Origin of the sequence: Photobacterium sp. 1_MG-2023 (genome assembly GCF_030547945.1) — a bacterium.
Classification (GTDB): Bacteria; Pseudomonadota; Gammaproteobacteria; order Enterobacterales; family Vibrionaceae; genus Photobacterium.
Genome location: NZ_JAUORR010000014.1, coordinates 115,950 through 135,612 on the forward strand (window position 1 = coordinate 115,950; position 19,663 = coordinate 135,612).

At 49.5% G+C, this 19,663-nt stretch carries 18 protein-coding genes; 9 read left to right on the forward strand and 9 right to left on the reverse strand.

Annotated features, from left to right (window positions below; all coding sequences use genetic code 11):
* Nucleotides 1-369: 369 nt before the first annotated feature.
* Nucleotides 370-678, forward strand: coding sequence for a hypothetical protein (locus tag Q4579_RS13785; protein ID WP_303565023.1), 309 nt, complete (start codon nt 370-372; stop codon nt 676-678).
* Between the two features lie 189 nt (nt 679-867).
* On the opposite strand, the gene Q4579_RS13790 is transcribed toward Q4579_RS13785, so the two are convergent.
* Both Q4579_RS13790 and Q4579_RS13795 read right to left on the reverse strand, forming a co-directional pair.
* Nucleotides 868-2,844, reverse strand: coding sequence for an ATP-binding protein (locus Q4579_RS13790; protein WP_303565024.1), 1,977 nt, complete (start codon nt 2,842-2,844; stop codon nt 868-870).
* On the reverse strand, nt 2,834-4,087 hold the full coding sequence (locus tag Q4579_RS13795; RefSeq protein WP_303565025.1) for an SIR2 family protein: 1,254 nt from the start codon (nt 4,085-4,087) through the stop codon (nt 2,834-2,836). The genes Q4579_RS13790 and Q4579_RS13795 overlap by 11 nt, the downstream gene beginning before the upstream one ends.
* Nucleotides 4,088-4,980: 893 nt before the next feature.
* Here Q4579_RS13795 and Q4579_RS13800 point away from each other — a divergent pair.
* Nucleotides 4,981-5,625, forward strand: a complete 645-nt coding sequence (locus Q4579_RS13800) for a CatB-related O-acetyltransferase (RefSeq protein ID WP_303565026.1) — start codon at nt 4,981-4,983, stop codon at nt 5,623-5,625.
* A 37-nt stretch (nt 5,626-5,662) separates the two neighbouring features.
* Here Q4579_RS13800 and Q4579_RS13805 read toward each other — a convergent pair whose 3' ends face one another.
* Entirely contained in the window at nt 5,663-5,851 is a 189-nt protein-coding gene (locus Q4579_RS13805; RefSeq protein ID WP_303565027.1) for a hypothetical protein, read from the reverse strand.
* Nucleotides 5,852-6,068: 217 nt separating this feature from the next.
* Between Q4579_RS13805 and Q4579_RS13810 the strand changes: the two genes are divergently transcribed.
* Nucleotides 6,069-6,626: an NAD/FAD-utilizing enzyme gene (locus tag Q4579_RS13810; protein ID WP_303565029.1), complete on the forward strand. Its 558-nt coding sequence runs from the start codon at nt 6,069-6,071 to the stop codon at nt 6,624-6,626.
* Nucleotides 6,627-6,810: 184 nt separating this feature from the next.
* Here Q4579_RS13810 and Q4579_RS13815 read toward each other — a convergent pair whose 3' ends face one another.
* The 5 genes from Q4579_RS13815 to Q4579_RS13835 are packed head-to-tail and all read right to left on the reverse strand — an operon-like array spanning nt 6,811 to nt 11,456.
* A complete protein-coding gene (locus tag Q4579_RS13815) occupies nt 6,811-7,152 on the reverse strand; it encodes a cytochrome C oxidase subunit IV family protein (RefSeq protein WP_303565031.1) in 342 nt (113 codons plus the stop codon).
* A 30-nt stretch (nt 7,153-7,182) separates the two neighbouring features.
* Nucleotides 7,183-7,902 carry a heme-copper oxidase subunit III family protein gene (locus Q4579_RS13820; protein WP_303565032.1) on the reverse strand — a complete coding sequence of 240 codons (720 nt, stop codon included), beginning with the start codon at nt 7,900-7,902 and terminating at the stop codon, nt 7,183-7,185.
* Between the two features lie 33 nt (nt 7,903-7,935).
* Entirely contained in the window at nt 7,936-8,547 is a 612-nt protein-coding gene (locus Q4579_RS13825; RefSeq protein WP_303565033.1) for a cytochrome c oxidase subunit 3, read from the reverse strand.
* Complete coding sequence (ctaD, locus tag Q4579_RS13830; protein ID WP_303565034.1) at nt 8,544-10,319, reverse strand: cytochrome c oxidase subunit I; 1,776 nt, start codon at nt 10,317-10,319, stop codon at nt 8,544-8,546. Before ctaD ends, Q4579_RS13825 begins: the two co-directional genes overlap by 4 nt.
* A 21-nt stretch (nt 10,320-10,340) precedes the next feature.
* Nucleotides 10,341-11,456: a cytochrome c oxidase subunit II gene (locus tag Q4579_RS13835; RefSeq protein WP_303565035.1), complete on the reverse strand. Its 1,116-nt coding sequence runs from the start codon at nt 11,454-11,456 to the stop codon at nt 10,341-10,343.
* 317 nt (nt 11,457-11,773) lie between these two features.
* Here Q4579_RS13835 and Q4579_RS13840 point away from each other — a divergent pair, with 317 nt between their 5' ends.
* The 6 genes from Q4579_RS13840 to fhuB all read left to right on the forward strand — a co-directional run bounded on the left by Q4579_RS13840 (nt 11,774) and on the right by fhuB (nt 18,312).
* Complete coding sequence (locus Q4579_RS13840) at nt 11,774-12,691, forward strand: DUF808 domain-containing protein (protein WP_303565036.1); 918 nt, start codon at nt 11,774-11,776, stop codon at nt 12,689-12,691.
* 56 nt (nt 12,692-12,747) lie between these two features.
* Nucleotides 12,748-13,440 carry a hypothetical protein gene (locus Q4579_RS13845; protein WP_303565038.1) on the forward strand — a complete coding sequence of 231 codons (693 nt, stop codon included), beginning with the start codon at nt 12,748-12,750 and terminating at the stop codon, nt 13,438-13,440.
* 288 nt (nt 13,441-13,728) lie between these two features.
* On the forward strand, nt 13,729-14,511 hold the full coding sequence (locus tag Q4579_RS13850) for a siderophore ferric iron reductase (protein ID WP_303565040.1): 783 nt from the start codon (nt 13,729-13,731) through the stop codon (nt 14,509-14,511).
* A 29-nt stretch (nt 14,512-14,540) separates the two neighbouring features.
* Complete coding sequence (locus Q4579_RS13855; protein ID WP_303565041.1) at nt 14,541-15,329, forward strand: ABC transporter ATP-binding protein; 789 nt, start codon at nt 14,541-14,543, stop codon at nt 15,327-15,329.
* A gap of 97 nt (nt 15,330-15,426) precedes the next feature.
* Nucleotides 15,427-16,332, forward strand: coding sequence for an iron-siderophore ABC transporter substrate-binding protein (locus Q4579_RS13860; protein WP_303565055.1), 906 nt, complete (start codon nt 15,427-15,429; stop codon nt 16,330-16,332).
* Nucleotides 16,333-16,335: 3 nt separating this feature from the next.
* Nucleotides 16,336-18,312: a Fe(3+)-hydroxamate ABC transporter permease FhuB gene (fhuB, locus tag Q4579_RS13865; protein ID WP_303565042.1), complete on the forward strand. Its 1,977-nt coding sequence runs from the start codon at nt 16,336-16,338 to the stop codon at nt 18,310-18,312.
* Nucleotides 18,313-18,551: 239 nt separating this feature from the next.
* Here fhuB and Q4579_RS13870 read toward each other — a convergent pair whose 3' ends face one another.
* Nucleotides 18,552-19,274 (reverse strand): YebC/PmpR family DNA-binding transcriptional regulator, encoded by a 723-nt coding sequence (locus Q4579_RS13870; RefSeq protein ID WP_303565044.1) that lies wholly within the window; start codon nt 19,272-19,274, stop codon nt 18,552-18,554.
* Nucleotides 19,275-19,663: the final 389 nt, after the last annotated feature.

The window sequence follows — 19,663 nt, forward strand, 5'->3', positions numbered from 1 at the left end:
GCAGCTAGCTGATGTTCTGTTCACAGCGTGAGTATGGTTCAACATTTGGTTTTGTTCACAAATATCCTTCCGAAACAAGGAAAAACAAGTGTAACAAGGTGTGAGTGCTCTGCTTGATCGCGTGGCATGCTGAACAATCTGAAGATGAAAACAGTTGGAAGTCTATTGATGAGAAGTCGGCGTCCCACATGACCGCTGGCAGACTGGCGTATGGCGGTTCATTTGAATGCCACACGGGAGATTCAGAATCATCCCTCGACGCCAGCATAGGGTTGTCGGTGTCAATGGTGCAGCCTGTGGCGAGAATATGTTGAGATTTTGCTGCCTGATGATTTTCGGGAGGAGCTTCGTCGGGTTGGGATTAATCTGGTGTCCCCAACCGATTTATATTGCAATGTTCAGGACGAACAATCTGCCAGTATCCGGGTGATTTTTCATGCCGTCGGAAAAATGCTGTCGGGGCCAGCGCCTTGGCGATACACCGAAAGCGGTCGGGCATTGATGTATCGGGAAATTCAATCCGAACCTTTTGTGTCGGTATTGGTGTATCCACAGCGCCTGTCTGCGACAAAAGCACCTGCGCTTGAGCATTTTCGGGCAGAGGAATTGATTTGCATCGATCTTCGGATGACATGCCCGAATGAATGGGTTTATCCGTTCGAAAGTGGACGTTCGTAACATGTTCATTGCAATGCACTCACACAACATCTCATGTTGAAAAAGGGAAAGTGAATCTGCCCAAACATACTTTTGGACAGAAATGAGCTAGAGCACATACCCCAGTCCAATAGAATATGATAAGTAAAAGTAAGTAAAACTGTCAGATCTGGTTTGAACTAGTACAAACAAAAAATCATTTCTGCCGAGTTAGTCGGGACTCTGGTCGTCTAATACGTGTTCTGGTATATCACGAACAAATTCACCTATTGACCAACCCATTGTTTCTTTTAGCTTTTCACTAATGTCAGTTGGGACTTCGAAATAATAGCTATAAGTCATGTCTCCAGTAGAACCTTCATCCCCGTGATACTCGATGTCTAGGCTCTCGAAATCAACAATTAAATCGTCTGGTATATTAAGGTACTCAGCAATTGGACTCTTTGTTACTACCTCTGGCTTTCGTTGCCACGCGATCGAGTATTCTGCACTTTTCGATGTTGGTTTTATCTGTGGTTTCTTCATTTTAACAGTCATTGGAAATGGAAAATCGATTCCAAGTAGCAATGCCTCTCCTTGACTAAGTGTTGGGAGAAAAGACGCTGAACGTTGATCCATTGCACCGACAGCTCTTTTTACCACTTCTTGGTCATGAAAGTTAGTCAATCTATGGACTACCAAAGAGCCTATTTGACTTAATACATCTTCAGGTATATCACGTGGTCGCTGGGTAGCGATAACCACATTTAGACCATACTTACGACCTTCTTTAGCAATATTCCCAAATGAATCTAGTTTAATAGAAGTGGTTTCATCCCCAACTGTTTTATTTAAAAATTGATGTGCTTCATCAATAAAAACCAACACAGGATCACTATGATTAATACTTCCGCTTCTCGCCAAATCCATTAGCTTTCTACCGATAGCATTAACTAAAATTTCCCGACTGTTTGATTCATATGATACGGCTGATAAATCAATTCTAAGAAGGGGATTAATCGTTTTATTTGAAGAAAATTCACTAAGTAAAGTTGGAATCTCCTTATAGCCTTTCGCATCAATCATCCATTTCAAATGCTTGTTTTCAGAATAAGCTTTTATCCTCGATATAAGGCTCATACAGTAACCAAGATCACCATCAGATGCTCCACCCCAAACAGATTCATTTATAACTTGTTCTTTACCGTAACCTTCCTTACTGGAAGGCCAAACACACTCATGAACAATCTGATCACCAATATGTTTAAAACACCAGTACTGACTGCCTTTTTTATCAATCATTTCGTGAGCTTTGTTATAAGGCTCTTTTGGTTGTCCCGATTTAACTAACGAATATTGCTCATTGATGAAAAGGCCTTGAGGGTCTTTAAAGTACTTGGCAACAATTTTTTGACTCAAAATTGCAGCACTTAACTTAGGCATTTGGGTTTGCGCTGACGGGCGCAAAAAAGCAAATATGTCTGACTCAGGCAGTCTCCAATGAGGAAATGTAACCGTGTTATCAGGATTAGAATTCTCATGATTCCCTACATAATAGGTCTCACAATCTAAATCAGCATACTCACCTGTAGGATCTAATATTAGAGCTTTCCCCCCATGTCGCTGGACTTCCTGTATCAATCTCGAAATAGAATAACTTTTCCCACCGCCAGTGGCGCCAAGGACAGCACAATGCCTAGCAAAAAGTTTATCAGGAGTGACTGAAATGCTTGCCGATAAATCGTAAGGTAGCTCTGCAATATCGAGTTTGACCTCATGATCGTCAGAATCACCTGAGACTAACAAGGCTATTAATTGTGGGTGGGCGGAGTAGATTTGACTACCCAGCCTAGGGTGATTTTTTATTCCTCGGAATAGTTCACCTGTAGATGGATTGATACTTGTTAATAGCTGAATAACTCCAATAGGGTTATTTAAATTATTTCCCATTGAGATGGCATCAACAGAAAGTCTCTCAGCACCATCTAACCATACTTGAACTAAACGACCTAAAATAGCTGTTTGTCCGCAATCGATAAATATGAATTCGTTTACTTCCCCAGATGGAACACGGTCACCTAAATGCCATTTAGCTTCCCCTGTACCCGCATCAGAAAGATTGGCCTTAACCTCGGATGGCGATACATGGATAACACTACCAATTCTCCGACTAGGATCGTAAGGTGAAAACCAATCACTAGAATTCATAACTTTCACCTTTACCATTCGAGATATTTTGAGCCAATGATTCGAAAGTTTTGAACAACCTTTCTTCTGGTGTTTCCTTTCTTCGCTCAAGTAGTAAGTTACTAAATTGCTCGAAGGTGGCGTCAATAATTGAAATTCTTCGGTCACCTTGAGTGATTGCAGAAGTCAATAAATCTCTAATTTCTCTATTAAAAGACCCTTTTTCATCAAAAGGATTTTTTGTTGCAACAAGGACATTGAATTCAGCATTGGTTCTGAGAGCCATGGTAACAGCATTGTTTATGTGTTTATCATTGAAACCAAACCCTAAACAGATTAATGCTGTTTTAGGTTTCTGAAGGCAATTCAAAAACGATGACATCATATCCAAGTACGGAGAGTCATACGACGTTTGATATTTCGAACTACTTGGATAAATGAAAACAGGCTCATCAATAGTAGCCTTATAGTCAACTTTTTTTACTCGCCCCCGTTCGCGTGTCCAATTCACGGAGCCATGCATCTTGTAGAGATGAACAACATTGGAAATGAAAGAACTAGAGCTAGTGTTATCTCCACCTCTGTCAACAATATCATAACGATACCAAGCAGGATTGAAGTAACTGGGTGATGAGAACTCAAAACCGTCTACAACGACAAAGCCAGTATTTGCTGCGGAGTGTTCAAAGGCAAGATCGTAGTTAGTTGTAAATAACTTTAATCGTTGCTGCTTGGGACTTCTTCGTCCTAGCGTTCTGATAAATTTATTGTGTGAAGCCCAATCATTAGTGTCGATTGAATCTGTAAAATTTGTTTCATCTAAAATGGTTTTTTTGGACTGCTCCAAGAACGACTTAAGCTGACCAGTTCTGCCTTCATCAGGAAACAAGGCGATGTATTGATCGCACAAGGATAATAGTAGTTCAATATCATTCCATGGCTCTTTTTTTTCCTCATCTCTATTAGGCTGATTTTTGTCGTACCTAACTGTTTCAAGAACGGACTCAAACAAAGTAGGGTTCTGCTCTTTACACTTATCCCACAATCGTCCCATGCTTGGTGCTATACCTTTAAAGGTTAACGATGTCCCAGAACCAGCAAGGACAATTAGATTGTCAAAATCTAAAAGGCTATTAATACTTGTTAGCAATGCCAGATAGTCTTCGTGCTCTTTTTTGTCTGAAGAATCAATATCGATCTCGACAGGAATTTTAGCGCCATCCGTTCTTTTTACGAACGTTGACAGCAATTTTACTGTACTCATTTTTATAGCCTAGTCATGAACCAATTACTTACTTCTACCGCCCTTATCAAATGAAACAGTAGACATAATTCTCTTGCACATTTAATCAACAAAATTCATATTGCAACATTAGGAAAATTGGGTCAAATGGGGAGGCTTAGAAACGTTATGAATAACGATTCTAAATTGAAAAGGGGCATCAGCGTGCTATTTAGCTCAGCAACCCATTCAGGCACGCTACCGCACTCACGTTCGCAAAGTTACGTGCCCCTCACCTACCCAGCATAGCTGCATGCAGAACTGTACACACAGTGCAACCACATAGATGTGCGCGCATTAACAGAATTATGGGAAAACGAAGTGGTTTGAGCGCTGCAGAGTTGCGGCTCTAACAAACTTTGGGGCAGAAGTGAGATAGCCTTAGTCGCTAGCTCGTTGTTGGACACAAATGAGTTCATCATGGCAGCTCCGAACGTGGCTGCCGTAATGCTAGCTCGTGGGTGAAATCGTACAGATAATGTTTAAGGCGTAGAACAGTCAGTATACAATGCCTATGCCGACTTTAACGGTTATGTCCTGTAAAGGATCTTAATACCAATCGCAGTAAATAACTGGTCATCCTAGCTTGCTAAAATGTTCGATAACTGCGTTAGATTTTTTGATTGTAGAATAACGACTTATCTAAAAAATCCGCTTTGTTCTCAAACATTTTTCCGGCGCTACTTCTGATCATTGACTTACTTTGATTGGTATAAGATAGCGCCGCACCGATTTTGAAAAGCAGACTTCATGAAACTGATCCCTTGGCTTAAACAGCCCCGAATTCACTGACGCCTCCGGCGGTCAATCAACAAGGTCCCGCAGTGGAAATTTCCCCTGTGGGTGAAATTATTGAATGTGAAAACAGGTTGAAAATGAGCGAAAAACATTGGTCGAAAGTTGAGTTGTTACATGAGGTTGTAACGAATCCGAACATTCTTGTGAAAGGAACCCGCAGTTATTACAGCGATTGCTGGGATGACGGGTTTGAAGCATCTGTGGTGCGTTATCTTCATGGCGATGAAATCAGCCGTCAGTGGGAACCGAAATGGCCGATCGATCAGCTTCGAATCGGCGATTGCGTCTGTATCGCTGCTGAGGTCGTCATTTTAATGGGGGGCAACCATACCCATCGGGCGGATTGGTTTTGTCTGTATCCTTTCATGGACTTCATCGAAGAAGCCTATGTCGGCAAAGGGGATACCGTGATTCAGGATGGCGTCTGGCTGGGAATGCGTTCGATGATCATGCCCGGTGTCACGATTGGTGAAGGTGCCATTGTTGCAGCTAATAGTGTCGTGACCAAAGATGTTGCGCCTTACAGCGTGGTTGCCGGTTCTCCGGCGAAGCGGGTGAAATATCGGTTTGAACCCGTAGTAATTGATGCGCTGCTGGCATTGAAGATATACGACTGGCCAACGGATAAATTCGACGCCCTGAAAAGGTATCTGTGTGCCGATGATATTGAAGCACTCAAGCAGGCATCGGATGCTTACGATCAGTCAAAAACCATCGACTGAGACCAAACCTGTATGGATGTGAAGAAAAGCCGCTGGTTTAACAGCGGCCTTTTTTTGCTTGTCCGGGTGGGCAGAACCCGCCGCCATGGGAGTGATCGTCACGATAATCACCATTGGTGGTCGCTTTGATGTTCACACCATCCACTTCGCCTTCCACATGTGTCAATTGGCAACCCGTCAGAGACAGGCTGACTGCCAGCAGGCTGAATAATGTCAGTTTCTTCATGGTTTTCTTCAGAGTGCGTGTCAAAAGTTGCCACTCTACCCGATCCGCTTCGCCGGATTGTGAAATAGCTGTCAAATATTGCTCGTGCGATAAGAAAGGCCTGTCAGGATAACCTGACGTATTTGAGAGAAATTAGTTTTCATTTCAGCACATCATTCTGAAAATGCCCTGTAAACTGAATAGTAACCTTCTTCATTTACTGCCTTGGGAGGCAACTATGAAACGGGTTTTTTATATTAGTGATGACTTGGATGAGCTTGAGCTGGTGGAACATGAGCTTGAGCTGAGTGGGTTTACCCCGCCGCAGATTCATGTGCTGAGTGATAAAGATGCTGAAGTCTCGGCACATAAAGATCTGCATCCGGTTCAGTCGGTGATGCGCAATGATGTGGTTCACTCAACGGAAATCGGTGCGGTGATCGGCGCGATTGTTGCCGCTGGGATTTTGATAGCTGCCTATGCATCTGGTGTCACGGATGCTGTCGGCTGGGCCCCATTTATACTGCTGGCGATTGCGATCCTCGGCTTTATTACCTGGGAAGGCGGGTTGTTTGGATTTCAGGAACTGCATTATCAGTTCCGCCGGTTCAAAAATGTGCTCAAATCCGGCAAACATGTACTGATGGTGGATGTGGAACCGAATCAGGAAATGAAACTGGCCAGTATTACGTTGGCGCATGACAAGCTGAAACCTGCCGGTACGGGGAAATCGCCGCCACACTGGCTGGTTGCGATGCATCATCGCTGGCAGCGGATGATGAAAACACTGCCTTAGGGTGTTTTTCGCGGCATCGGCCTTCAGAACTGTGCGCATCGTGAGTCGTCTCTGAATCGGTCTTGAATCACTCTCTTCTCTTTTCAAGCGCAGGGAGAGGCTGCCTCTGAGTGCTTTATTTTCAGGCCATTGCCACGCAACCGAGCATCCGCATGGCCCGGCGTCAGAACAAGACGCTGAACAATTAACCCCCCGGCAGGCTGAAGAACCACGTCCGCAGTGCTGAGATATAGCTGGCTTCACTGGCCATGAGCCCGACCAAAACAAGCAGCACCAGGGGCGGTAAAAATATGGTGTACACCAGCGCCAGCCGTTCCCAGCGCATGTGCATGAAAATGGCTGCAATTAATCCGGCCTTCAAGACCATAAACAACAGAATCAGACTCCAGCGCAGCATGCCTTGCAGATGGAAATAATCCACCAGATAAGACAGCGTACTGAGCACAAAGAGCAATCCCCAGACTTTGAGATACAGACGGATGGGGTGTTGTTGCGCGGATTGATGCGTGAGATCTGTGCCAGACATCAGAACCTCCTTTAATGGCCGATTGTTCCATTACCACAAATAGAAAAATGCGAAAATAAACACCCACACCAGATCGACGAAGTGCCAGTATAATCCGGCGATTTCGACGATTTCATACCGGCCGCCCTGTACTCCGGCAGCGTGCGGGTCGGCTTGTTGCCGGTCGTATTTCCCGAGTGCGACGCGTATGGCGACGACGGTCAGGTAAATCACGCCCACGCTGACATGCAGGCCATGAAACCCCGTGATCATAAAAAATGCGGCCCCGAACTGAGAAGCGCCAGCCTCATTTCCCCAGGGGCGGACCCCTTCTTCGATCAGTTTGCTCCATTCAAACGCCTGCATGCCGACAAAAGTCAGCCCCAGCAATGCGGTGGTCAGCATCAGCAAAGCCGCAGCGTAACGTTTTCCCTGATAACCGCAATTCACCGCCATGGCCATGGTGCCACTACTGGTGATCAGCACGAATGTCATGATCGCGATCAGGATCAGCGGAATCGAATGCCCGGCGATGGTCAGGGCAAAAACTTCACTGGCCAGCGGCCAGGGGTCTGTCGTGGTCATGCGCACAGACATATAGCCGACCAGAAAACAGCCGAAGACAAAGGTATCGCTGAGCAGGAAAATCCACATCATGGTTTTGTTGGCTGAAACCCGGAAAACCGCTTTGTCTGCGGCATAGTCCGAGACCACACTTGTCCAGCCGTTGATCTTTCCCAGCGTGGGGGATTGAGGTGGTTGGGTTTTCATCATTCAAACCTCTCTGGTTTTGGCCGTCCGCGTTCAGGTCAGGCGGAGTAAGCCCAGCAAAAATAACCAGATAAATAAAAGAAAGTGCCAATACCGTGCACACAGCTGTAACCAGATGTGCAGGTGATCCCTGCGTCCCTGCCAGACCTGATAAGTGACCAGGCCGAACGCGATTAAACCGCCGATTACATGGATGGCATGTAAGCCGGTCAGCAGATAGAAAAAGCTGTTGGCCGGGTTGGCAAGCAAGCCCTGGTTGATTTCAACCAGAGCCAGCCAGGCCCATAACTGTGCAGTGATAAAGCCCAGAGTGAAACCCAGCGTGAGGGAGAGTTCACGCCTGCAGGCAACCAGTGAGGGCAGGAGCCGTGCTTTACGGGCTGCAAAATGAAGACTGACACAACTGAGGACCAGAAATGTTGTGCTGATCAGTAATTGCCAGGGTTCCTGCAAGGGCTGCCAGTCGCTCAGGCCCTGACGAATGGCGTAGGCGACGGTAAACAGAAAAAACAGCGCACCGATCACGCCCATCAAGAGCCATAAACCTGTGGCGGCGATGGCTGTGGGCTCGGATGGCTGGAATCGTGCGTTGGGGTGCGGACTCAGGTGGCCCGAGGCCAGCGTTGTGAGAGGTTTCCGGCTCATGGTTCAGATCCTTTGGATTGCAAGTCGGCTGGTGGCGTCTCAGGCGCTGCTTCCGGTTGTGAATCTGGCGGTTGATTTTGCGGCAGAAAATCTTCTGCTGCACCAGGCACGCTGAAGTCATAGGCCCAGCGGTAGACCACAGGTAGTGTTTCACCCCAGTTGCCGTGTTCAGGGGGCGTTTCCGGGGTCTGCCATTCCAGAGATGTGGCGCGCCATGGATTTCCGCCGACGGCCTGCTCATGGCGCCAGCTCCAATACAGGTTGTAGATAAACAAAAGCTGTGCCGCGCCAACGATCAGCGCAGCGACCGTGATGAAGGCGTTCAGATGCTGAGCGGATTCGGGAATGAAACTGTAGTCTTCAAACGCAAAATAGCGTCTTGGCATCCCCAGAACGCCCAGATAGTGCATCGGAAAATAAATGGCATAGGTCCCGATGAAAGTGACCCAGAAATGGATGTGTCCCATGGTGTGATTCAGCATGCGGCCGGTGACTTTGGGATACCAGTGATAGAGGCCACCAAAAATGGCCAGAATCGGCGAGACACCCATCACCATGTGGAAATGAGCGACGACGAAATAGGTATCAGACAACGGAATATCGACGATCACATTGCCCAGAAATAAGCCGGTCAGCCCGCCAATGACAAAGGTACTGATGAAGGCGAGGGCAAACAGCATGGGCAGCGTCAGGTGAATATTCCCCTGCCAGAGGGTAAACAGCCAGTTATAGACTTTGATGGCGGTCGGCACGGCAATGACCAGTGTCGTAATGGCAAAAAAGAACCCGAAATAGGGGTTCATGCCGCTGACGTACATATGATGCGCCCAGACCACAAAACTCAGCGCCCCGATAGCCAGAATTGCCCAGACCATCATTTTGTAGCCGAAGATATTTTTGCGGGCGTGAATGCTGATGAGATCAGAGACAATCCCGAAAGCAGGCAATGCCACAATGTACACTTCCGGATGCCCGAAGAACCAGAACAGGTGCTGGAACAGAATCGGGCTGCCGCCACTGTGCTCTGTCAGTTGGCCCATGGAAATCACTGCCGGCATGAAAAAACTGGTGCCCAGCAGTTTGTCGAACAGCATCATCACCGCGCTGACAAATAACGCCGGGAATGCCAGCAGTGCCATCGCCGACGCCGTGAAAATCCCCCAGACCGTCAGGGGCATGCGAAACAAAGTCATGCCCTGCGTCCGCGCCTGCAAAACCGTGGTGACATAATTCAGGCCACCCATAGTGGCGGCAACGATGAAGACCGCCAGTGAAACCAGCATCAGCACAATGCCCCAGTCGGTCCCGGGTGTCCCGGGCAGAATCGCTTGGGGCGGATACAAGGTCCAGCCCGCGCCGCTCGGCCCCCCGGTGACAAAGAAACTGAGGATCAGAATCAGGGAAGCAAGCAGGTAAAACCAGTAACTGAGCATATTCAGAAAGGGGAACACCATGTCTCGTGCTCCAACCATCAGCGGGATCAGGTAATTCCCGAATCCACCCAGAAACAGAGCGGTCAGCAGGTAGACGACCATGATCATACCGTGCATGGTCAGCGACTGATAATAGGCGTTCGCATCAATGAAATCGAAGGTTCCGGGGAACCCCAGTTGCAACCGCATCAGCCAGGATAAAACGAGGGCAATCAGTCCCATGAAAATGGCTGTCAGGGTGTACTGAATCGCAATGACTTTATGATCCTGACTCCAGATGTACCGGGTCCAGAAAGATTGCGGGTGTCCGTAACTTTGTGCGTTGTGCTGTGTTGTCATATCCCCCTCCCGCCGCGTGCACTACTGCGTCAGTGACCGGATATAAGCGATCAGTGCGTCTACTTCCTGTTCATTCAAAGTGTAGACAGGCATCACCGCCGGGTAGCCTTTCACGAGTTCGGTATTGGCATCCAGAATGGCCCGGCGCAAATATGCGTCATCGACCTGAATCTGGCTGTCATCCGACAGGGTTTCTGTTTTACCGTACAAACCCAGCCAACTGGGTCCGATGCCCGGTTTACCGTCGATACTGTGACAGGCCATGCAGCCATTCACTTCAGACAGCGTCTTTCCCCTGGCGATTCGGTCTGCTTCAGACATTGCTGCAGACGCTGTGGTATCTGGCGGACGCTGAGTCTGGGCGAAAGTGGGTTGAGCGGCAAGCCAGCGTCCGAACTCGGCTTCATCTTCCACAATCACCCGACCGCGCATATTAAAGTGACCAACGCCGCACAGCTCTGCACAGAGAATGTCGAACTGGCCGCGTTCCGTTGGCCGTACCCAGAAATGGGTGACTGAACCGGGAACTAAATCCATCTTGGCCCTGAACTGAGGCACATTGAAATCGTGCAGCACATCTTTAGAGCGCAACAGCAGTTTATAAGGTGCGTACAGCGGTAAATGCAGCTCCGGGGTGAGGATGATGCGATCATCAGCGCCCGCGGGATCGTCTGGATCGACCCCAAGCGGATTGGTTGCGGTGACGAACTGGGTGCCGCTTTTACCCAGTTGATTATCTTCACCGGGAAACCGGAAGCGCCATCGCCACTGTTCACCCACCACTTCAACTGTCCGGGCTTCTTTGGGCACACTGACAAATTCGCCGTATACCAGTAGACCCGGTGCCAGCAGCGCGATGATGCCCAGCGTCGTGATGCCAATCAGCCAGGCTTCAAGCTTTTTGCTGTCGGGCTGGAAACGCGACGTTCTGCCCGGTTTGTGGCGAAAACGAATGATCAGGCCGGCCAGAATCAGATTCAGAACAATGAAAAATGCGCCGGTGATGATCAGCGTCAGATCGAGCGCATGATCAATCTGCCCCCAGTTTGAGGCGGCTGGCGTAAGCCACCAGGGACTGAGGAAATGAAAAAGAATGGAAGCAACAACAAGTACAATCAAGGCAATGGCGATTGCCATACAACACCTTCTGCTGAAACTGGTCGCATCCTTGAGAGGAACTTAAATCGGTAAACCCTGCCCAAAAAGGAATTTTTTCCGCACGCAGCAGGCAGATTTTGTTGTCGGCGTGCTGTAGAAAATGCATTTTTCGATTAAAAGCTTAGTGGACATCACGACGCTGCGCGAGTGGGGACCGGAGTTTCTCTCAAAGAGTCCGGAAATGAGATATCCCGGATAAATCAGAAAATGTTTATGATAAAAGAGGTTACTCAGTGTTGGTTTTCAGCCAGACTGAGTGCTTCAGAGACTTTTCCCAAATGCGTTGAGGAGGGGATGTGGCAGGCGCAAGTTTATTAACATTGCTGGATGATATTGCAACCGTGCTGGATGATGTGGCGGTGATGAGTAAAGTTGCAGCACGGAAAACAGCCGGTGTGCTGGGGGATGATCTGGCATTGAATGCGCAGCAGGTCGCGGGCGTCAAGGCAGAGCGGGAAATTCCTGTGGTCTGGGCCGTTGCCAAGGGATCGTTCAGGAACAAGCTGATTCTGGTGCCGGCGGCACTGCTGATCAGTGCAATTGCGCCCTGGCTGATCACCCCCTTGCTTTTGATTGGCGGCCTGTTCCTCTGTTTTGAAGGTGCAGAGAAAGTGGTGCACAAGCTGACGCATGCTGAGGCTGAAGAAGCACTGCAGGATCATGATGCGCTGCCGGAAGATATGGATCTGGAAACCTTTGAAAAAAATAAAATCAAAGGCGCGATCCGGACCGATTTTATTCTGTCTGCAGAAATCATCGTGATTGCGCTGGGGACGGTGCAGGGCACGCCTTTGCTCACGCAACTGGCCGTTGTCAGCCTGATTGCCCTGCTGATGACCATCGGGGTTTATGGCTTGGTTGCCGGTATCGTGAAGCTTGATGATGGCGGTTTTTATCTGGTTGATCATCACCCTGAAAAAAGTATGCTGCACCGTTTGGGTCAGTTGCTGATCAGTGCGGCGCCAAAGCTGATGAAGGTTCTGGCTGTGGTCGGTACCATCGCGATGTTTCTGGTCGGAGGCGGGATCGTCATGCACAGTGTGCCGGATGCCCACCATGCACTGGAATGGCTGATGGAACGATTGCACCAATTGCCGGGTGTCAGCTGGCTGGTCCCGATGTTCACCAATCTGATTGTGGGCGTGATTGCAGGCTTACTGGTGCTGGGCGTTGTGTCGCTCTGGCAGCGGTTGCGCGGGAATCGAGCAGCATAAAACATCGACTTAGGGTATGCTGAGTCAGACTCTTGATGAACAAAGTAAGAATAAGCATGAGCATGACAACGCGTAGCAGACCCGTATTTCCTCTGAGCCGCCTGCCTTTACTGGCGGCTCTTGTTTTCTCATTCCAGGCAAATGCCAATCCCGACGAATCTCAGGTCGAGCCCGTTCAGGCCACTGAAGCTGAAGCGACTTTGAATTCCGTGAATCAGACACTGACTGATGCGTTTCGTGAATCCGGTCAGGTGTGGAAAAGAGATGCCATCGCTTATGCCCGTTTACCCAAACGCAGTGAAATGGGGCAGACCCTGATCACGTTTACGCTGGATGAGCGTGGTAAACCCGCCATGGCTTCCGAATCTGAAATTGTGGAAGACACTGTGATTGTGCGCGAGATGACGCCGCTGATCGGCGCTGTGTACCGTGAATATCTGATGACGAAATCAGATTGGTATGACATGTATGGCCTGCAACCGGATACCTTATCCTTTCACAGCTATTCATCTCGTCAGACGATCCGCGTGTTGCCCATTGAGGAAAGTTTATTGCTGAATCTGGGGAGCCCGGATGGTCAGCCGATTGAAATCAGTGCCGCTGCTTTTCCGAAGCATCACGCGGATCAACCAGACCAGTCGATTCTGCTGAAAACAGGAGACTGGATTTCAGATCAGGGTGTTGTCTACACACGGGAAGCGCTCGATAAAGACTATAACCCTCAGGATCTTCCAACCGCCGCTCAATAATTGAACCAGCCTTGTGCTGGTTTTTCATTTCTTTCTCTGGATCAGGCCTGAATTGGGATACGGCTCAGGCATTTTTTGACTGCAAGTTTTGAGAATCATTGTTATTATTGTTCCCATTCTGAACAGCCTGGCTGTTTTTTGTGATCACACCGAAGCGGGCTGAAAGGATGTTGCCCCAAAAAGATAATTTAACTTGAATGATAATCTTTATTATTTATTCTTATATTATTAATGAGTTTGCGCTTGCTTAAGATTCAGTAAGCTTAACCATGGTAGTTTGGTGAACGGATGACAACAGCAATGAATACGAATCAGAAGCCTGAACAACTCGCGCTGTCCTCGGGCATGGGCGCGTCGGTCCCGCGTGAACATCTGATTCAGTTGTTCAGCGACAGTGAGCGCCTGATTCCAATCATGAAAGGGGTGCCGACTCCGGACATTCTGTTGAGTATTCGCCGTGATGGTAATAATGATGCGCTGCTCGCAAGCCTTTACCAGTACTGGCAGCAAAATTATCCGGAAGCTGGCCAGCCGTACTGGACGACGCGCAGCTGGTCCATGCTGACCTGGCAGCCCCTGTATCTGGCTTTTGTCTGTGTTTACAGCGTGAAAGCTGTGCCTCCGCTGGGCCAGATTGTGCAGCAGTACAATCAGGAAGGCTGGGTGGCCGGATACAGCTTCAGCAAAAACAGCGCGTGGTGTGAGGGGGATACGCCAAAGCTCATCGGCTGTGCGGGCCGGGAGCTGATTGAACTCTATGAAGATCTGCGACAGCAGATGGAGAATCATACCCGGATTCGTCCCGGTTTTACCCGCCAGTTACTGGCGGATTCGGTCCTGGCTGTGTTACTGCGTTACCACAATACGCTTCCGGACAGTTTGCCGGCGGACGCTGTTCAGCAGCATGCAATCTGGTGGCTTGAAAGCCTGGGGCTCCCCGCAAAACATATCAATACACTGTATCGTTCAGAAACGGATGGTTCGTGGCAGCAAATGAGGGTGAGCTGCTGCATGCATTATCGCCGGGATGACGGCAAATATTGCGAGAATTGCCCGAAAAGTAAGTGCTGATCGGACAGTGCACGACATAAGACAAGAAGATGTATGAACTCAATCATGTTCGCGTTCACCGAGATGGGCGCGATATTCTGAGCATTGATCAGCTCAGTATTGATACCCGTGCGTTTACCATGGTGCTGGGTCATAACGGCTCTGGTAAATCGACACTGGTCAATCTCCTTTCCGGACAAATGGCGCCTGATCAAGGCGACATCCTGCTCAATCAGAAGCCACTTTCTACGCTGTCTGCGAAAGTACTGGCGCGGGAAGTGGCTTTTCTGCCTCAGAAACTGCCCGACGTGGCGGGACTGACCGTCAGAGAACTGGTCAAACTGGGTCGCTTCCCCTGGCGGGGAACTTTTGGCCGCTGGCAGTCCGACGATCAAGCCATCATTGAATCTGCAATGCAGAAAACCGGCACATTACGGTTTGCAGACAGTCTCGCCGATCAGTTGTCTGGTGGTGAGCGTCAGCGGGCCTGGGTGTCGATGTTGCTGGCACAGCAGTCTCCGGTACTCATTCTGGATGAGCCCACATCGGCACTGGATATTCATCATCAGTATCAGTTAATGGCTTTGCTTGCGGATCTGAACCGCGAGACGGGCTGTGGTGTGATCGTGATTCTGCACGATCTGAATCTGGCTTTACGCTATGCCACGCACATTGTGGCGCTGAAGCAGGGAAAGATTGCTTTCACCGGCCCGAAACTGGACGTGTTGATGGACGAAACCAGACTGTCGGATCTCTACGAAACCAAAATTCAGTTGATGGATCATCCCATGGATGATGGCAAGTCAACCGCACAAAAAGTTGCTGTGGTTTGCGAGTAACACGCCAATCGATTGCAGCAGACGTGGAAAAAGTATGAAAAATCGAATGTTTCAAAAATCAGTGCTGCTGGTGCAGGCTGGCATATGGGCCGCAGCGATGCTGGCCACGAGTGCGGTTCAGGCCGCAATAACCGTGTCCGACAGCCGGGGTGAGCACCAACTGACAGCGACCCCTCAGCGTGTGGTTGTGCTGAACTGGGATTTGGCCGAGCAAGTGCTGGAGCTGGATGTTCAGCCGATTGGCGTGCCGAATATTCCGGGATATCAGGAATGGGTGGTACAACCTGCCATGCCAGATGGTGTTGCGGATATCGGAACGCGGACAGAACCGAATCTGGAAAAAATTGCCGAGCTCAAGCCGGATCTGATTCTGGCGGCGTCTCCGCAGAAAGATTTAATTCCACGGCTGGAGGCACTGGCTCCGGTGCTTTACTACGAAACTTATAATCAGTCCCTGAACAGTGCCGAAGCTGCGATCGACAACTTCCGCAAGCTCGCCATTGTCTTTGATAAAGCGGCGCTGGCCGAGCAGAAGTTATCTGCCATGTCAGAGCGATTTTCAGCGCTGAAAGCACAGCTGCACCAGGCTTACAATGGTCAGCCACCCCGAGTGGTGGCGATGCGTTTTGCGAATCAGACTTCGGTGTATCTCTACAGTCAGAACTCCACCACGAACTATGCACTGACTCAGTTAGGCCTGACGCCAGCGATGCCGTTACCAGCGACCGAATGGGGCATTGTTCAGAAACGGCTGATGGATCTTCAGAAAGCCGGTGACAGCTACGTGCTGTACTTCAAACCCTTTCATGAAGAGAAGCAGCTTCAGCGCTCTGTCATCTGGAACGCGATGCCCTTTGTCCGTGCTGGTCACGTCAACAGTGTCGCGTCGGTCTGGAATTACGGTGGCGCAATGTCCATTCGTTACATTGCAGAAGCCATGGCGGATAGCTTACTGGCGATTGCTCCGAATCCACCTGCTGTTAAACAGGATGGGCAGGACTGATCCATGACCCGCACAGTGACTGTTTTTCCACTCATGCTGTTGGCGTTGCTGTCGGTTGCGTTTGCCAGCCTGCAGATTGGGGGGTATCTGACGCTCTCGCGGCAACTGGCGTTGATCTCTGGCGTGCCTGCAGATGCCTTTGGCGACGTGATGTTCACGTTTGCACAGCTTCCCCGTTTGGTCATGGGCCTGATGGTCGGTGCGATGCTCGGGTTAGTGGGAAGCCTGATGCAGCAACTGACTCAGAATCCGCTCACTTCCCCTTTAACGCTGGGGACTTCCTCCGGAGCCTGGTTGGCATTGATTATTGTCAATGTCTGGTTCCCTGATTGGGTTGGTGATCACAGTGCGCTGGCAGCGATGGCTGGGGCGATGCTGTCTCTGTTTCTGGTGATATTTATTGCCGGACCAAAGAATATGACCGGGCTGCCCTTGGTATTGTCGGGAATGGTCGTCAATATTTTGCTTGGCGCTGTTGCCAGTGCAATCATTCTGCTGAACGCCGAATATGCCAAAAACGTTTTTATCTGGGGTGCCGGGGATCTGACTCAGAATGGCTGGGAATCAGTGCAATGGCTGCTGCCTAGATTGTCCGTTTCGCTGCTGTTGCTGGTTTTTGCGCCGCGAATTCTGACGTTGATGCGGTTGGGACATCAGGGCGCGGCGGCTCGCGGTTTGAATGTCGTCCCTGCTTTCATCTGCCTGATGGCGATTGGTCTCTGGTTGGTGGCAGCTTCGATTACCACCGTGGGCGTGATTAGTTTTATTGGCCTGCTCACCCCGAACATTGCCAGAGCTTTGGGCGCAAGAACCCCAAAACTGGAGCTCTATGCCAGCGCATTGCTCGGTGCACTCCTGCTGGTTGCCACCGATGCTGTGGCACAGTTGCTGAGCCAGTGGACGCTGGATGCAATTCCGAGTGGTATCACGGCGGCTGCCATTGGGGCACCGGCATTATTGTGGTTCAGCCGAAGAAAAATGAAAGCGCAGGATCAGGTGTCCATCAAACTGCCCCCAAGCCGGGATCGTCTGGCTCGCTGGACGCAACCGATCTTGCTGATCGCCGTTGCAGGCATGCTGGTGCTGAGTGCATGTTTCGTGACCGATGGCCATGCCTGGCAGATGACTGTGCCCAGCGCTTATCAATGGGAACTGCGTTGGCCACGCATGCTGACAGCACTGAGTGCCGGTGTTGGATTGGCCCTGGCTGGAACGATTTTACAGCGTTTGATTTATAACCCGCTGGCCAGCCCGGATATTCTGGGGATTTCTGCCGGGGCGACCTTTGCGCTGGTTGGTGCTAGTGTTTTTTTAGGGATCAATATTTTTGCTGCAGGTTCTGTTTTGGCTTTTACCGGAAGTTTGGTGGTGCTTGCCGTACTGCTGGTTCTGGGCCGCCGGCACCACTTTGCACCATCCAGCCTGATTCTGATCGGAATTGCACTCACAGCACTGATTGATGCGCTTGTTCAGTTTGCGCTCGCCAAAGGCACACAGGACAGCTACAGCATTCTGACCTGGCTGGCGGGTTCGACTTATCGGGTGACGACAGGCAAAGCACTGTTTCTGATGGCTGGGGTGGGGGTGTTATTCATCTTCACTCTGATGACATCCCGCTGGCTGACTCTGATTTCTGCCGGACGTCAGTTTGCGGCTGCGCGTGGCCTCAACGTGACGCTGTGCAGTGCGCTGCTGCTGGCGACCGTGGCACTCTTGTGTGCGCTGGTGACTGCAACCATGGGGCCGGTCGCGTTTGTGGGGCTTCTGGCACCGCATATGGCTGTGATGCTGGGGGCGAAACAAGCACGGGAGCAATTGATGGTTGCATCACTGGTTGGGGGCGTGGTGATGCTCGTGGCCGATTGGGTCGGACAGACTGTGTTATTCCCGGCACAAATTGCGGCAGGAACTCTGGTGTCAGTGATCGGCGGCAGTTATTTCCTGTTCTTGCTGATTCGGGGCAGGGCGCGCTCGATTTAGAAGCCGGGCAATATCGTAAAAAGACAAAAAAGCCGGATTCGCAAAGCGATCCGGCTTTTTGTGATTGGACGGCTGAATGATACCAATCGCAGTCAATCACTGGTCATCCTAGCTTGTTCAAATGTTCGATCACTGCGTTAGATTTTTTGATTGTAGAATAACTACTTATCTAAAAAGTCTGCCTTGTTCTCAAACATTTCCCTGCGCTATTTCTGAACATTGACTGACTTTGATTGGTATTAACCTTCAATTTCTGCGTTGTGGTAAACGTTCTGTACATCGTCACAATCGTTCAGCATATCCATGAATTTCTCGAATGCTGCCACATCGTCGCCCGCCACCGGGTGCATGGCTTGCGGAACGAAAGTAATTTCTTCCACGTCCATCGCGACTTCCGGCAGGGCATCAGACAATGCGTTTTTTACTTTGAAGAATTCAGTGTGTGGTGCAAATACAGTGATGGCGCCATCTTCTGCTTCAATGTCAGACACATCAACGTCTGCCATGATCAGGGCTTCCATGACGGCTTCTTCGTCATCGCCTTTGAACTGGAACACCGCCTGGTGATCGAACATGTGAGCAACAGCACCCGGAGCACCAATTTTCGCGTTGTTCTTTACAAAGCACTGGCGAACATCCATATAGGTCCGGTTGTTGTTGTCTGTCAGACAGTCAACGATGACTGAGCAGCCGCCAGGGCCGAAACCTTCGTAACGCGCCGTTGCAAAATCTTCACCGCCGCCACCGCTTGCTTTATCAATGGCTTTTTCGATTACGTGACTAGGCACTTGATCTTTCTTTGCTTTTTCCATCAGACGGCGCAGAGACAGGTTGCTGTCTGGATCTGTACCGCCGTTTTTAGCGCTCATGTAGATCTCTTTACCGTACTTGGAATAGACCTTGATTTTAGCGCCTTGTGTTTTAGCCATTGAGGCTTTACGAACTTCGAAACTGCGTCCCATGGGGAATCACTCTCTGTCATTGATATTTTCGATAGGTGGATTGATTTTATCAGCAGGCTTTGTATTTAGGCTAGTACCAAGTGACCCGCTTCTGCGGGTCAATGAACAAGAAAGTGCGATTGCACCCGTTTTCATTCAGAATTCAGGCTTATTTTGCCCGGATTGCCTTGCTTCGGGGTGAGCCGACTCAAAGAATAGACGACCTCGTGATTAAAAAAGGTGCAAACCCACAAAAAAGGAACTTTTTGGCTTAAAAAATAGTCATTTGAGCATCTTGGTGCTTTACAGCAAAAAAAGAGCTGGTATGATTAACCGCACTTACGGAGAGATGGCTGAGTGGTTGAAAGCACCGGTCTTGAAAACCGGCATACGTTAATAGCGTATCTAGG

What these genes read in the sequence shown, in the direction of transcription:
- Q4579_RS13790 (WP_303565024.1), bottom strand. Translation starts at nt 2,844, where the DNA reads ATGAATTCTAGTGATTGGTTTTCACCTTACGATCCTAGTCGGAGAATT.
- Q4579_RS13810 (WP_303565029.1), top strand. Translation starts at nt 6,069, where the DNA reads ATGAAACGGGTTTTTTATATTAGTGATGACTTGGATGAGCTTGAGCTG.
- Q4579_RS13825 (WP_303565033.1), bottom strand. Translation starts at nt 8,547, where the DNA reads ATGAGCCGGAAACCTCTCACAACGCTGGCCTCGGGCCACCTGAGTCCG.
- Q4579_RS13850 (WP_303565040.1), top strand. Translation starts at nt 13,729, where the DNA reads ATGACAACAGCAATGAATACGAATCAGAAGCCTGAACAACTCGCGCTG.
- Q4579_RS13870 (WP_303565044.1), bottom strand. Translation starts at nt 19,274, where the DNA reads ATGGGACGCAGTTTCGAAGTTCGTAAAGCCTCAATGGCTAAAACACAA.
- Q4579_RS13820 (WP_303565032.1), bottom strand. Translation starts at nt 7,902, where the DNA reads ATGAAAACCCAACCACCTCAATCCCCCACGCTGGGAAAGATCAACGGC.
- Q4579_RS13795 (WP_303565025.1), bottom strand. Translation starts at nt 4,087, where the DNA reads ATGAGTACAGTAAAATTGCTGTCAACGTTCGTAAAAAGAACGGATGGC.
- Q4579_RS13845 (WP_303565038.1), top strand. Translation starts at nt 12,748, where the DNA reads ATGAGCATGACAACGCGTAGCAGACCCGTATTTCCTCTGAGCCGCCTG.
- ctaD (WP_303565034.1), bottom strand. Translation starts at nt 10,319, where the DNA reads ATGACAACACAGCACAACGCACAAAGTTACGGACACCCGCAATCTTTC.
- fhuB (WP_303565042.1), top strand. Translation starts at nt 16,336, where the DNA reads ATGACCCGCACAGTGACTGTTTTTCCACTCATGCTGTTGGCGTTGCTG.
- Q4579_RS13860 (WP_303565055.1), top strand. Translation starts at nt 15,427, where the DNA reads ATGCTGGCCACGAGTGCGGTTCAGGCCGCAATAACCGTGTCCGACAGC.
- Q4579_RS13805 (WP_303565027.1), bottom strand. Translation starts at nt 5,851, where the DNA reads ATGAAGAAACTGACATTATTCAGCCTGCTGGCAGTCAGCCTGTCTCTG.
- Q4579_RS13855 (WP_303565041.1), top strand. Translation starts at nt 14,541, where the DNA reads ATGTATGAACTCAATCATGTTCGCGTTCACCGAGATGGGCGCGATATT.
- Q4579_RS13815 (WP_303565031.1), bottom strand. Translation starts at nt 7,152, where the DNA reads ATGTCTGGCACAGATCTCACGCATCAATCCGCGCAACAACACCCCATC.
- Q4579_RS13835 (WP_303565035.1), bottom strand. Translation starts at nt 11,456, where the DNA reads ATGGCAATCGCCATTGCCTTGATTGTACTTGTTGTTGCTTCCATTCTT.
- Q4579_RS13800 (WP_303565026.1), top strand. Translation starts at nt 4,981, where the DNA reads ATGAGCGAAAAACATTGGTCGAAAGTTGAGTTGTTACATGAGGTTGTA.